Source organism: Bacillus sp. JH7 (assembly GCF_001563515.1).
In the GTDB taxonomy this organism is placed as follows: Bacteria; Bacillota; Bacilli; order Bacillales; family Bacillaceae_G; genus Bacillus_A; species Bacillus_A cereus.
This window is the reverse complement of record NZ_LPUS01000011.1, coordinates 179,264-192,004: the sequence shown is the minus strand read 5'-3', so window position 1 is coordinate 192,004 and position 12,741 is coordinate 179,264. Positions and strand designations below refer to the sequence as shown.

Sequence of the window (12,741 nt, the reverse complement as noted above, 5' to 3'; positions counted from 1 at the left end):
TTTACCAATTATGGGAGCTGTATCCTTCATTATATCGCCAAAATTTATTCATCATTTGTATACATACTTTAAAAATAATATATGTCCACAAAAAAGACCGCCAAAACAATTAAGTCTCGGCAGTCTTCTTCAATCTATTATAGATTTGGATACATTGTGAATTTGCTAGTTAACACTTCTACACGCTTACGTACTTCTTCTAATGCAGCTTCATTTTCATGATTTTTTAATGTATAAGCAATAAGTGACGCAATTTCATCCATTTCTTCTAAACCGAAACCACGAGATGTTACAGCTGCTGTACCGATACGTACACCACTTGTTACAAATGGGCTTGCTGTTTCAAATGGAATTGTATTTTTGTTCACTGTAATACCAACTTCATCTAATACGTGCTCTGCTACTTTACCTGTGATTTCTAAGTTACGAACATCAATCAAGATTAAGTGATTGTCTGTTCCGCCAGAAACAAGTGTAAGTCCTTCTTTTTGAAGACCTTCAGCTAAGCGGTTCGCATTGTTAATGATATTTTGTGCATATGTTTTGAAATCATCTTGAAGTGCTTCACCAAATGCAACAGCTTTTGCAGCGATTACGTGCATAAGTGGACCACCTTGAATACCAGGGAAGATTGATTTATCAATTTGTTTTGCAAATTGCTCTTCACATAAAATCATACCACCACGCGGACCACGTAACGTTTTATGTGTTGTCGTTGTAACGAAATGTGCATGTGGTACTGGATTTGGGTGTAAACCAGCAGCTACTAAACCAGCGATATGTGCCATATCAACCATTAAATAAGCGCCCACTTCATCTGCAATCTCACGGAATCGCTTGAAATCGATAACACGAGGGTATGCACTTGCACCTGCAACGATTAATTTTGGTTTATGTTCTTTCGCTTTTGCTAATACATCATCGTAATTAATACGGTGAGAGTCAGCATCCACGCCATATTCTACGAAATTATATTGTACTCCACTGAAGTTAACAGGGCTTCCGTGTGTTAAGTGACCACCATGAGATAAGTTCATACCAAGTACTGTATCGCCTTGCTCTAAAATCGTAAAGTATACTGCCATGTTCGCTTGTGCACCAGAGTGTGGTTGAACATTTACGTGCTCTGCGCCGAAAATTTCTTTCACGCGATCACGTGCGATATCTTCTACTACGTCTACGTGTTCACAGCCACCATAGTAACGTTTTCCAGGATATCCTTCAGCATACTTATTCGTTAAAACAGAACCTTGTGCCTCCATTACTGCTTCACTTACGAAGTTTTCCGAAGCAATTAACTCAATCTTTGAACGCTGTCTTCCTAGTTCTGCCTCAATTGCAGCAAATACCTTTTCATCTTGACGTTTTAAATGATCCACCAAAATCCCCCTTTTCTGAACGAATTACATCGATTCCCAACAGTTTTTTCTTATTTATTCAGAAAAAACGAAAATTCAGGTTGTAATTCTTTCGAACCTTCATGTTTTCAACTACATTCTAACATGACTTTCTATATCATAAAAGAAAAAAAAGACCGAAAATCGGTCTTTTCTTTCTTCTATTATAAAGTCAGACAACATACCTTTTATCTTATGATAAACAGTTACTATATGACTTCCTAATTTCTCATATTTAACGGCAAGTGGTAGTCTCTTCCACTGCCGCATAGACAGCACGCGCTCCACCAATTAGTTTTCCACGTGTTTTGGCCATCGTTACATGCGCACTTCCAATTGCCTTCACACTTGTACGAACCGGAACAGCTACATGCTTTAAATGCATACCGATAAATGTATCACCAATATCCATTCCTGCATCAGCTTTAATAAACTCAACTACTACCGGATCTTTCAAATTGTGATACGCGTATGTCCCCAATGCACCACCTGCTGATCTAACAGGCGTAACTGTTACAATTTCAAATTGATATTTTATCGCTACTTCTCTCTCAACTACTAAAGCACGGTTTAAATGCTCACAACATTGAAACGCTAATTCAATACCTGTTTGCTCTTGAAATTGTTTTAACTCAGAGAAAATCGCCTCTGCTACTTCCATCGTTCCTGATGTTCCAATTCTTTCGCCTAGCACTTCGCTCGTGCTACAACCCACTACAAAAATTTGACCGCTTTGTAATGAAGCTTGTTCTTGGAAATCAGAAAGCGACATTTGTAGCTGTTCTCTTACCTTTACGATTTCTGTCATTACGCCTCTTCCTTTCACAGGTTGGTTCACCAAATTATATTTCACACTACTGATAGTTAGAATCTATTACTTTGTTTCGTATGTTTTAATTTTTCCTACGCGGTTTTCGTGACGACCACCTTCATAGTCAGTTGTTAACCAGATTTTCGCGATATCACGCGCTAGACCAGCACCAATTACACGCTCGCCCATCGCTAGCATGTTAGTGTCATTATGCTCTCTCGTTGCTTTCGCGCTGAAAGTATCATGAACTAACGCACAACGGATACCATTTACTTTGTTTGCTGCGATTGACATACCAATGCCTGTCCCACAAACTAAAATACCACGATCTACTTCACCATTCGCTACCATTTCAGCTGCTGGAAACGCAAAGTCAGGGTAATCAACAGAACCAGCTTCACATTCACAACCTAAATCAATATATTCAATATTTAACTCTTCTAATAAACTTACAAGTTCTTTGCGGATATTCATACCGCCGTGATCAGATGCTATTACTACTTTCATTTTTACCCCTCCAAATTTTCAATCAATTATCTTCATTTCACACTCGCTACCTCACATAGGAAGAAGTGATCTCCAATATCGTATTATACACGAAACATCAACCTACTGAATGTTTTTTCAGTAAAGTTTGTACAAGTTTTTCCATCTCATCTAACGTTTCTTTATAAATAGAAAGCGAGCCTCCAAAGGGATCTGAAATGTCCTTGCCTATACCTTCAGTTAATCCATATAACGTATTTAATTTCTTTTCAACGCTCGGATAATGCCCAAGTACAATTTGCTTATGGTTTTCTGTCATCGTTACGACAATATCAGCCCAATCAAGCAAAGTTTCATTTACTTGCTGCGCCGCATGATCAATTAAAATTCCTTTTTCAGCTAAAGCTTCCTTCGCATGTATCGATGCATCGCTCCCAGGATAGGCGAAAACACCAGCAGATTGCACTTCAAACTTATCTCCTCCGTGATGACGAAGCAACGCCTCAGCCATTGGACTACGACATGTATTGCCAGTACAAACAAATAACACTCGTTTCATTCAAACCCACCCCTATATTCGATTTCTTACCATTCATCATAACTTACATTAGAATAGAACAAAAGAAATGTGAATATACAAAAGGCGCATTTCTCTTATATTTTTTCTAAGAAAAATGCGCCTTATCCACATATATGTGAAACCCTATTTCCAAGTGCCTAGAGTATTTTAACATACATGCTGAACATGCAACAAAATAAGGAATCCATTTCATACGAAACGGATTCCTCTTATATTGCAATTATTTCATTGTAACTTTCATTACTTCTGTTGAACCTTTTGTAGCTGCTACGCCTACAGTTGTCTTAATAGACTCAGCTGCATCTGTGTTTGTAATAACAATTGGAGTAATTGTGCTTTTCGCTTTTTCACGGATTAATTCTAAGTCGAATGAGATTAATTTATCTCCAGCTTTTACAGCTTGGCCTTCAGAAACGTGAGCTTCGAAACCTTCGCCTTCCATTTTTACAGTTTCTAATCCAACGTGGATTAAAATTTCTGTACCGTTTTTCGCTTTAATTCCGATAGCATGTTTTGTGTGGAATAATTGTACGATTTCACCATCAACTGGAGATACAACTACACCTTCAGTAGGATCGATTGCAACACCGTCACCCATCATACGACCAGCAAATACTGGATCTGGTACTTCTTCAATATTTTTCACTGCTCCAGTTAATGGAGCTACGATTGTTTCTTCATTTGTTTTTGAACCAAGACCGAATAATTTTTTAAACATAGGATAGTCCTCCTTATAATTTACCTAAAAGTTTATAGGGCAATCCCTAGTAAAGCTCGGGATACATGTAAGACTTCATACTTCGAATATTATACTGTAAAAACGCTTTCGAAATAAATTACGTCATTACTAATAGACTCTTATTGTAGCGCTTCACAAAATTCCAGTCAATTCTGATTGTCTGAATAACAATTAGAAGTTAACTTCTATTTATATTTTCTCTTTTTTGCCCAACTTGTCTAGAGGTCTTTACTACATTTTATTTTTTGTTGTTAATTTGTAAAATTTAATTCAAACTTTTTTCAAAATCAACTTTACTAAAGTAAGTAACTATCTTATTATTACTTACGTAAGGTAAGTTAATAACTTTTAGGAGGTTTTTAAAAATGATGGATTTCGGTCTACTTATTATTCGTCTTATTATAGGAATTACATTCATGGGTCATGGCGCTCAAAAATTATTTGGTTGGTTCGGCGGTTACGGTTTAAAAGGAACAGGTGGCTGGATGGAGTCAATCGGTTTACGTCCTGGTGTATTTATGGCATTTATGGCTGGCGCAACTGAATTACTAGGTGGTTTCTTATTTGCATCAGGTATTTTCATTGTAGTTGGTTCATTATTTATCGTTGGAACAATGTTAATGGCTATCTTCACTGTTCACGGAAAAAATGGTTACTGGGTAACACAAAACGGATATGAATATAACTTAATGTTAATTGCTGTCGCTGTTGGTGTAGCTTTAATCGGACCTGGCGCATACGTTTTACTTTAATTTTTATCTCAAATTTGAGATTCTTGAAAAAAGAACTTACTTCATTACAATTGAAGTAAGTTCTTTTTATGAAACAAAATATTATTTCCAGCAGGATTTTCTCATCGTTATCTTGTAAACAAACAATAAGTATTCATATTTAGAAAGGGGATTACAAGCATGTTATCCATTAATCCAAATGAACAAACTGAAAAAGATAATTACAAATTACTTACTGGAAGTATCATCCCTCGTCCTGTCGCATTCGTTACTTCTGTAACAAAAGAAGGCGTACTAAACGGAGCACCATATAGTTATTTCAATATTGTCGCTGCTAATCCACCACTTATCTCAGTATCTGTACAACGAAAAGCCGGAGAAAGAAAGGACACTTCCCGAAACGCAATTGAAAAAGGAGAATTTGTCGTACATATTTCTGACGAATCATATGTAGTAGCAATTAACGAAACAGCAGCTAATCTCCCGCCAAATGAAAGTGAAATTGAACTAGCAAAACTAACACCAATCGAAAGTGAAGTCATCTCTGTTCCAGGTGTAAAAGAAGCAAATATTCGAATGGAATGCGTATTAGAACGTGCAATTCCACTTGGCGGAACGGAAGACTCACCAGCTTGTGATCTACTAATTGGACGCGTCGTTCGTTTCCACGTTGCCGAACATCTATATGAAAAAGGGCGCATTCACGCCGAAGGACTCAAACCAATAAGCCGCCTAGCAGGACACAACTATGCAAAATTAGGAGAACAATTTGAATTAGTTAGGCCAGTTTAAAGGTGGAAGTGGCCCGTTTAGCTCTGACCAGCTAAGGTTCTCTCGCACAAAAGGTGCTTTTTACCTTTCGTGCGGGAGGTTCTTAGATGCGAAGAGCTGGCCACTGGAACTGGATAATATCTAAAAGCGGAAGCGGCTCGCTCAGAATGAGAGGGGGATGGAGCTTCTGACGTAGAGGCGCTTTTTGCCTCGCAGGAAGACGCGAAGCCACCGACCATTCTAGCCGCTGGAACTGGATAATATCTAAAAGCGGAAGCGGCTCGCTCAGAATGAGAGGGGGATGGAGCTTCTGACGTAGAGGCGCTTTTTGCCTCGCAGGAAGACGCGAAGCCACCGACCATTCTAGCCGCTGGAGCTGGATATATTTAAAAGCAAGGCGGCTAGATTCCTCCCATCACTCAAATATAAAATCCCCTGCTTTTTAGCAGGGGATTTTATCATTGTAATTCTTCCTTCTTTTCCTCTAAAGTAGGCATTTTCTCTTTTTTCGGCTTCCCTAGCTTAATTACGAAGAAGTATAGGGAAAGCAATGTAATAAGAAAAACAATTAAAAACGGGTACGGAGAGTAAAAGGCACGCGCCGCCTCAGTCTTTCCCGCAACAAATTTCAATGACTCAATATCTAAAAACTCAGCAAACATTTGTACACCGAGCATACTAAACCAAAAAACAAAAAAACTAATAATAATACCAAAAACTTGCTTCAATCTCGTCATTCATCTCATCCTTTCTATATCTGTAATTTTTAGCGCAATAAATATAGTACAAACAAAATATTCACAGAAAGGAACTATCTCACCATTCACGAATTAACTTAATCCAACCTAACATCGAAATTTGCAAAATAATACCCCAAATTATAAGTCTTCTTAGCCATCGAGGATAGAAGGTTAAAAATTTAACATACCATTCCAATAGCTTGTTCATAATTCCCTCCTACATAAAATTATATAGGAAAAAGGATATATAATCCAAACCCAACCAAAATGATACCACCTACTATCTCACCATATGTACCGAGCATATCTTTCGCATGTCTCCCAATTAATAAACCCATCCACGCTAATAACATGCTAACAAATCCAAAAAGTAAAATCGTAATAATTGTTTGTGCCCCATAAATACCAAGACTAAGTCCTACTGAGAAACTATCTATACTGACGCCAAATGCAAATACGAATAAACTAATTCCAATAGGGGCTGTTCTAGTCTCTTCATTTTGTAAAATGCTTGAATATACGATATAAAACCCTAGTCCGATTAATAAAATAGCACCCGCAAAATGTGCGATATCTCCATACTTCTCTGATAAAAAACGACCTAGTACCATTCCTATAAACGGCATAATAATATGAAATATCCCTATCGTCATACCAATATACAGGATTTGTCTTAACTTTAGGGGTATCATCCCCATACCAAGACTCACCGAGAACGCATCCATCCCTAAGGCGAATGCCATAATTATTAAAGGTATTAGCTGTTCAAACGTCATTCATGCCCCTCCTTGGACGTGCTACTTCACAATATGCTTATCCAAGGAGAAATATTCTGTTTGCTAATCTTACCTTATCATTCAATAATAATATGATGTCCTGCCGCTTTTGTTAAACGATTCATAATCGCATTCCCTATTCCTTCATTAGGGAATGACTCACTAAAAATAACATCCACTTCACTTGCATCAAATGTTCTAAGTACATCATATAATTTAGTCGCAACACTAGCTAAGTCACTTCTAACACCACAAGATAATATAACATCTGCACTATATACATGCTGATACTCTTCTGTCGTTAATACGCCTACTTTAAATCCTTCTTCCTTTTTCTCATCCACAAGATGCTGAATAAACTCACGTGAACCCTCAACAATACTAAGTGGTGCTTTCGGCGCATAATGTGTGTATTTCATTCCAGGCGATTTCGGTTTTTCCTTCTCATCCTTTAAAGCTGGATCTAAAGAAACAGTATCTATCACCGCTTCTAATTGTTCTTTCGTAATCCCACCTGGACGTAATATTGTTGGAACCGCGCTTGTACAATCAATTACAGTTGATTCAACGCCTACTCCAGTTGCACCACCATCAACAATACCTGCAATCTTCCCATTCAAATCTTCATATACGTGAGAAGCTAATGTTGGACTTGGACGCCCTGAACGATTCGCACTTGGTGCTGCAACAGGTACATTCGCCTCTTCAATAAGAGCAAGTGCAATTGGATGATCAGGCATTCTTACTCCAACCGTATTAAGTCCTGCCGTCACCTTCTCTGAAATCCCTTCTTTTCTCGGCAAAATAATTGTTAATGGTCCTGGCCAAAAATGCGCCATTAACTTCTCTGCAACTGGTGGAATTTCTTTCACAATCCCATCTAACTGAGATTTTGTACCTATATGGACAATGAGTGGATTATCACTCGGTCTTCCTTTCGCTTCGAAAATTTTCGCGATTGCTTCATCATCCATCGCATTTGCACCTAACCCATATACTGTTTCCGTAGGGAAAGCCACCGCCTCATTTTCTCTTAATAATTTTGCTGCTTCTTGTAACTGTGGATAATATTTTTTTCTTTCCACAACATTATCCACAACCCACATGTTTGTATGCATTTTTTTCCACGTCCTTTTCTACCCTTAAATACTTGTATATTTTTAGTTTACTATGAGATTTATCCAAAAGACAAACAAGGTTTATCCACAAAATGTGGATAAACCTAATTAATCCGTGGATAACTTTGTGAATAGCTGACAATTTAGTATTATTGCATTCTGCTCTTTTATATTTTTACAAAAATGTTCTAGTTGTTGAATTCCCTCTGGAACCTCATCCTTTTCTATAGTAAAAAAGTCAAAAAACTGAAAGATCGGTACAGATTGTGGATGATTTGTTAGTAAGTACAATTGTTGAACACTTTTTTCTTTCATATACTGCAAAAACATTTCAAAAAAATATAAGAAAGTCTGTTTATCCACATGAGGTGTGAATAAACAAGAACGAATAAGCACATCTTCCCCACTTTGTTCATAACCAATTACAGCTCGTATTTCTTCCGCCTCTTCCAAAATCATAAATTGTGCGTACAACTCATTTATTTTATCATCTTTTTTATTAGCTTGTCCGAAAAAAGAATGTAATCTTTCCACATCTGCTTTCGTAGCAAAATACACTTTCTTCATAATAAATCCCTCCTCATTTTTATATATGAAGAGGGATTTATTAATAGTACTATTTAGAGAATAAAGATGTAAAAGCTTCTACAATAAACAATTTAACTTCTGGCTTTTCTTCTTCCTCTTCTACTTTTACATACTCATTTTGCTTTTCTTGTTTTTTCTCCACAGGTTTCTCCACTTTTTCCACAGTTTTCATTTCTTCTTTACTTACAGGCTGCTCTTCGACTTTTGTTTCATTTTTTACTACTTTCTTTTCAGAAGCTGTTACTTTTTTTACTACTTCCTGCTTTACAGCTTTCGTTTCTTTTACCTTATCTACTTTCTTCTCTTCTTTATCTATTACTTCCTCATCTAGTTGTTTCACCTGCTCCTCTTCAGGAGATTCCGCCTTCACAACGTGCTCTTCCTTTCTTACAGCTGTCCCGCTCGAAAAATCTAAGAAACACATTGGTGGAAATAATACACACCACCAGTTCGCCCCTTCACCTTCTCCAATTGTGATTAATACCGCTTCATATTCTCCTGCTGGATAAATAAAATTCCCGTATACCTTTGTAGGAAACTTTACATTCTTACTAAATTTAACTTGAAATGAATCTTTACTTCCTTCTCTTTTTAACGTATTTTCCACCGTTTTCTCGATTTCTGGAATATGACTTTGAATTACTTTGCGTGCCTCTTCAAATGAAGTTAAATCCGCTACCCACCCATCAATTTGTGCTTTTACTTCATCACGCACTTTACGTTTCAATGCCTGGTCTTTATCTGAATCACTATTTGCTAAAATTCGTAATCGAACGGCCTCTTTCGGAATAACTGAAGGCCCTTTCGCATCAGCTTTCATATATCCAAACTGCACAAGTAACTGTGCACCAATTAATAGTATAAGAAGATAAGCAATAACTTGTTTTTTCATTTCCTCCACCGTCCCTTCTACAAACAGTGTGGACAGACTTTCATCTTTCTAAACTATTAAATTCAAAATCTATATGAATTTTTCCACAAAAAAATAGAGTAAGGTGTGAACCTTACTCCATCTCTGCAAATACCATACGATCTTTTCCGTTAATATCGAAAACAACCTCAACATGAGCATGTGGAAAAGCTTGTTGTAACAATCTTTTTACATCCTCACCTTGTCCTACTCCAATTTCAAACGCCACAATCGCTTTCTTCTGCAACACATTCGGCAATTCTTCCATAAAACGGCGATAGAAATCTAATCCGTCTTCACCACCAACAAGTGCTCTCTTCGGCTCATGCTCTTTCACAACAGGAGAAAGACCACGCCAATCCTCTTCCGGTATATATGGAGGATTTGAAACAACAACATCTAGCTTTTGACCCGTTTTATGAAATGGTGACAATAAATCACCGTGATAGAACGTTACTTCTGCACCTAAAGCTTTTGCATTTTCTTTTGCAACTTCAATCGACTCTTGTGCAATATCTACTGTATAAACATGAAGATTTTCATTTTCTAAAGCAAGCGTAATAGAAATCGCTCCACTACCTGTACCTATATCTGCTACATGTAGTTTCTCATCACCAAAATGGCGCTCGATTCTTTCTAATACTCCCACTATAAGCTCTTCTGTTTCCGGTCTTGGTATTAATACTTCTTCATTCACAAAGAAAGACCGTCCATAAAACATTTCATAACCAATCATATATTGAATAGGAATACCTTCTACATGCTTGTGGATAAACTCCGTAAAGCTTTTCTCTTGATCCTCAGTTATTTCTTCACGCATATTCATAAGTAATCCTGTTCTGTTCACCTTTAATACATGACAAAGGACAATTTCTCCCGCATTTTCATCTCGTCCATTTTCCTGTAAAAAAGAAGAAGCCCATTTCAGGGCTTCATAGACACGCATTACTCAGCTGCCTCCATCTTTTGAGCCTGATCTTCCATCACTAAGGCATTGATGAAATCATCTAACTTACCTTGTAAGATTTGATCTAGCTTTTGAATCGTTAAACCGATTCGATGGTCTGTAACACGGTTTTGCGGGAAGTTATACGTACGAATACGCTCTGAACGATCTCCCGTACCAACAGCTTGTTTACGGTTTTGATCATACTCAGCTTGCGCTTCTTGTCTAAACTTATCATAAACACGTGCGCGTAATACTTTCATCGCTTTTTCTTTATTCTTGATCTGTGATTTCTCATCCTGACAAGATACAACTACACCAGTCGGTAAATGCGTTAAACGCACCGCTGACATCGTTGTATTAACGCTCTGTCCACCAGGTCCACTAGAAGCGAATGTATCAACACGAACATCTTTCTCATGAATATCAATTTCTACTTCTTCTGCCTCTGGTAATACAGCTACAGTTGCTGTAGATGTATGAATACGTCCACCAGATTCCGTTTCAGGAACACGTTGGACACGGTGAGCACCATTCTCGAATTTCAGCTTCGCGAAAGCACCTTTACCATTAATCATAAAGATAATCTCTTTATATCCACCTAACTCTGTATAGCTAGCCTCAATAATCTCCGTTTTCCAGCCCTGTACCTCAGCGTAACGGCTATACATACGGTATAAGTCACCAGCAAATAAAGCTGCCTCGTCTCCACCAGCAGCTCCACGAACCTCAACGATAACGTTCTTATCATCATTAGGGTCTTTTGGAACAAGTAAAATTTTCAGACGCTCTGATAATGTTTTATCTTGTGATTCTAACTCAGAAACTTCTTCTTTTACCATTTCACGCATTTCTGCGTCTAACTTATCTTCTAACATTGCTTTCGCATCTTTTAATTGCTCACGAACATCCTTATACTCACGATACACCTCTACCGTTTCCTGTATATCAGACTGTTCCTTTGAATATTCACGAAGCTTATTTGAATCACTAATAATCGCTGGATTACTTAACAATTCATTTAACTTCTCATAACGATTTTCTACAGCTTGCAAACGATCTAACACATCATTCACCTCTACATCCTAGTATCTAATACAAATAGTATATGGTACTTACTCAAAAAAACGCAAATTATATTTAAAAGCACAAACGGCTCGTTCAGAATCGCAGGACATTGGAACTCTCGATCTTGAAGCGCTCTTTGCTTCGAGCGAGAGAGTGAAATGGCCGGAGATTCTAGCCGCTGGAGCTAGATAATATATTTAAAAGTGGCGGTGGCTCTTTCAGCTCTGACCAGCTAAGGTTCTTTCGACCTAAAGGTGCTTTTTACCTTTTGGGCGGAAGGTTCTTAGATGCGAAGAGCTAGCCACCAGAACTAGATATATTTAAAAGCGTAAGCGGCTCACACCGCTCATTCTCTCTATTTTGAAAAAAACCCGCCTTGCGCAGCGAGTTTTACTTATCTTTGTTTGCAGGTACTGCATGACAATGACGACAACGCGGTTCATACGATTCTGAAGCTCCAACTAAAATAATTGGATCATCAAATGCCGCTGGTTCTCCATCAATTAATCGTTGTGTACGACTTGCTGGAGATCCACATACAGAACATACTGCTTGTAGTTTTGTTACATGTTCAGCAATCGCCATCAGCTGAGGAACTTGTCCAAATGGTAGACCACGGAAATCTTGGTCTAAACCAGCTACAATGACACGATAGCCACGATTTGCCAATACTTGCACCACTTCCACAATGTCCCCATCAAAAAATTGCACCTCATCGATTGCAATAACATCCAGCTCTTCTGTAATATGTTCAAATATATCCTTTGAAGCTGAAACAGGAACTGCTTTTACCTTTAATCCATTATGTGATACTACATCTTCTTCACTATATCGATTATCAATACATGGTTTAAATACAATTGCATGTTGTTTTGCAAATTGCGTACGGCGCACACGGCGGATTAGCTCTTCTGACTTGCCAGAAAACATACTACCGCAAATCACTTCAATCCAGCCATTTTGATTTATTAAGTACATGAAGCTCTCCTTTCATCTACTTTTCAGTTAAAAGTAGGGTAAAGGTATAATATTTTCGCAAAAAAAACAGACAAGCGAATACATACACTTGCCTGTTTTATG

Annotated in this window: 16 protein-coding genes; 2 read left to right on the top strand and 14 right to left on the bottom strand. The window is 37.7% G+C overall.

Features of this window, described 5'->3' with window-relative positions; translation table 11 throughout:
* Window positions 1-137 precede the first annotated feature (137 nt).
* The 5 genes from glyA to AU379_RS18290 all read right to left on the bottom strand — a co-directional run bounded on the left by glyA (window position 138) and on the right by AU379_RS18290 (window position 3,992).
* Window positions 138-1,379 carry a serine hydroxymethyltransferase gene (gene glyA / locus AU379_RS18310; protein ID WP_061139589.1) on the bottom strand — a complete coding sequence of 414 codons (1,242 nt, stop codon included), beginning with the start codon at window positions 1,377-1,379 and terminating at the stop codon, window positions 138-140.
* Window positions 1,380-1,632: 253 nt separating this feature from the next.
* Window positions 1,633-2,205, bottom strand: a complete 573-nt coding sequence (locus AU379_RS18305; protein WP_000136376.1) for a TIGR01440 family protein — start codon at window positions 2,203-2,205, stop codon at window positions 1,633-1,635.
* A 66-nt stretch (window positions 2,206-2,271) separates the two neighbouring features.
* Window positions 2,272-2,715: a ribose 5-phosphate isomerase B gene (gene rpiB / locus AU379_RS18300; RefSeq protein WP_000869542.1), complete on the bottom strand. Its 444-nt coding sequence runs from the start codon at window positions 2,713-2,715 to the stop codon at window positions 2,272-2,274.
* Between the two features lie 97 nt (window positions 2,716-2,812).
* On the bottom strand, window positions 2,813-3,253 hold the full coding sequence (locus tag AU379_RS18295) for a low molecular weight protein arginine phosphatase (RefSeq protein WP_047387270.1): 441 nt from the start codon (window positions 3,251-3,253) through the stop codon (window positions 2,813-2,815).
* A 241-nt stretch (window positions 3,254-3,494) separates the two neighbouring features.
* The gene (locus AU379_RS18290) at window positions 3,495-3,992 is read right to left on the bottom strand and encodes a PTS glucose transporter subunit IIA (RefSeq protein WP_000473665.1); all 498 of its coding nucleotides are present in this window, start codon (window positions 3,990-3,992) and stop codon (window positions 3,495-3,497) included.
* A 386-nt stretch (window positions 3,993-4,378) separates the two neighbouring features.
* On the opposite strand from AU379_RS18290, the gene AU379_RS18285 reads away from it, so the two are divergent.
* A complete protein-coding gene (locus AU379_RS18285) occupies window positions 4,379-4,765 on the top strand; it encodes a DoxX family protein (RefSeq protein WP_000968616.1) in 387 nt (128 codons plus the stop codon).
* Between the two features lie 159 nt (window positions 4,766-4,924).
* Window positions 4,925-5,536: a flavin reductase family protein gene (locus AU379_RS18280; RefSeq protein WP_061139588.1), complete on the top strand. Its 612-nt coding sequence runs from the start codon at window positions 4,925-4,927 to the stop codon at window positions 5,534-5,536.
* A 437-nt stretch (window positions 5,537-5,973) separates the two neighbouring features.
* Here the strand turns inward: AU379_RS18280 and AU379_RS18275 are convergent, their stop codons facing one another.
* The 9 genes from AU379_RS18275 to AU379_RS18240 all read right to left on the bottom strand — a co-directional run bounded on the left by AU379_RS18275 (window position 5,974) and on the right by AU379_RS18240 (window position 12,639).
* Complete coding sequence (locus AU379_RS18275) at window positions 5,974-6,252, bottom strand: DUF3935 domain-containing protein (protein ID WP_000197472.1); 279 nt, start codon at window positions 6,250-6,252, stop codon at window positions 5,974-5,976.
* A 79-nt stretch (window positions 6,253-6,331) separates the two neighbouring features.
* A complete protein-coding gene (locus AU379_RS31150; protein ID WP_001037636.1) occupies window positions 6,332-6,463 on the bottom strand; it encodes a hypothetical protein in 132 nt (43 codons plus the stop codon).
* 19 nt (window positions 6,464-6,482) lie between these two features.
* The gene (locus AU379_RS18270) at window positions 6,483-7,031 is read right to left on the bottom strand and encodes a manganese efflux pump MntP family protein (protein WP_000142463.1); all 549 of its coding nucleotides are present in this window, start codon (window positions 7,029-7,031) and stop codon (window positions 6,483-6,485) included.
* A 77-nt stretch (window positions 7,032-7,108) separates the two neighbouring features.
* Window positions 7,109-8,149: an L-threonylcarbamoyladenylate synthase gene (locus AU379_RS18265; protein WP_044585027.1), complete on the bottom strand. Its 1,041-nt coding sequence runs from the start codon at window positions 8,147-8,149 to the stop codon at window positions 7,109-7,111.
* A gap of 108 nt (window positions 8,150-8,257) precedes the next feature.
* Complete coding sequence (locus tag AU379_RS18260; RefSeq protein WP_000758437.1) at window positions 8,258-8,716, bottom strand: mechanosensitive ion channel protein; 459 nt, start codon at window positions 8,714-8,716, stop codon at window positions 8,258-8,260.
* Between the two features lie 49 nt (window positions 8,717-8,765).
* Window positions 8,766-9,629, bottom strand: coding sequence for a stage II sporulation protein R (gene spoIIR / locus AU379_RS18255; RefSeq protein WP_002097913.1), 864 nt, complete (start codon window positions 9,627-9,629; stop codon window positions 8,766-8,768).
* 112 nt (window positions 9,630-9,741) lie between these two features.
* Window positions 9,742-10,593 (bottom strand): peptide chain release factor N(5)-glutamine methyltransferase, encoded by an 852-nt coding sequence (gene prmC, locus AU379_RS18250; RefSeq protein WP_001267055.1) that lies wholly within the window; start codon window positions 10,591-10,593, stop codon window positions 9,742-9,744.
* Window positions 10,593-11,660 (bottom strand): peptide chain release factor 1, encoded by a 1,068-nt coding sequence (gene prfA, locus AU379_RS18245; protein WP_061139587.1) that lies wholly within the window; start codon window positions 11,658-11,660, stop codon window positions 10,593-10,595. Before prfA ends, prmC begins: the two co-directional genes overlap by 1 nt.
* 391 nt (window positions 11,661-12,051) lie before the next feature.
* The gene (locus tag AU379_RS18240; RefSeq protein ID WP_000280859.1) at window positions 12,052-12,639 is read right to left on the bottom strand and encodes a thymidine kinase; all 588 of its coding nucleotides are present in this window, start codon (window positions 12,637-12,639) and stop codon (window positions 12,052-12,054) included.
* Window positions 12,640-12,741 lie beyond the last annotated feature (102 nt).

What these genes read in the sequence shown, in the direction of transcription:
- AU379_RS18305 (WP_000136376.1), bottom strand. Translation starts at nt 2,205, where the DNA reads ATGACAGAAATCGTAAAGGTAAGAGAACAGCTACAAATGTCGCTTTCT.
- rpiB (WP_000869542.1), bottom strand. Translation starts at nt 2,715, where the DNA reads ATGAAAGTAGTAATAGCATCTGATCACGGCGGTATGAATATCCGCAAA.
- AU379_RS18295 (WP_047387270.1), bottom strand. Translation starts at nt 3,253, where the DNA reads ATGAAACGAGTGTTATTTGTTTGTACTGGCAATACATGTCGTAGTCCA.
- AU379_RS18290 (WP_000473665.1), bottom strand. Translation starts at nt 3,992, where the DNA reads ATGTTTAAAAAATTATTCGGTCTTGGTTCAAAAACAAATGAAGAAACA.
- AU379_RS18285 (WP_000968616.1), top strand. Translation starts at nt 4,379, where the DNA reads ATGATGGATTTCGGTCTACTTATTATTCGTCTTATTATAGGAATTACA.
- AU379_RS18280 (WP_061139588.1), top strand. Translation starts at nt 4,925, where the DNA reads ATGTTATCCATTAATCCAAATGAACAAACTGAAAAAGATAATTACAAA.
- AU379_RS18275 (WP_000197472.1), bottom strand. Translation starts at nt 6,252, where the DNA reads ATGACGAGATTGAAGCAAGTTTTTGGTATTATTATTAGTTTTTTTGTT.
- AU379_RS31150 (WP_001037636.1), bottom strand. Translation starts at nt 6,463, where the DNA reads ATGAACAAGCTATTGGAATGGTATGTTAAATTTTTAACCTTCTATCCT.
- AU379_RS18270 (WP_000142463.1), bottom strand. Translation starts at nt 7,031, where the DNA reads ATGACGTTTGAACAGCTAATACCTTTAATAATTATGGCATTCGCCTTA.
- AU379_RS18265 (WP_044585027.1), bottom strand. Translation starts at nt 8,149, where the DNA reads ATGCATACAAACATGTGGGTTGTGGATAATGTTGTGGAAAGAAAAAAA.
- AU379_RS18260 (WP_000758437.1), bottom strand. Translation starts at nt 8,716, where the DNA reads ATGAAGAAAGTGTATTTTGCTACGAAAGCAGATGTGGAAAGATTACAT.
- spoIIR (WP_002097913.1), bottom strand. Translation starts at nt 9,629, where the DNA reads ATGAAAAAACAAGTTATTGCTTATCTTCTTATACTATTAATTGGTGCA.
- prmC (WP_001267055.1), bottom strand. Translation starts at nt 10,593, where the DNA reads ATGCGTGTCTATGAAGCCCTGAAATGGGCTTCTTCTTTTTTACAGGAA.
- AU379_RS18240 (WP_000280859.1), bottom strand. Translation starts at nt 12,639, where the DNA reads ATGTACTTAATAAATCAAAATGGCTGGATTGAAGTGATTTGCGGTAGT.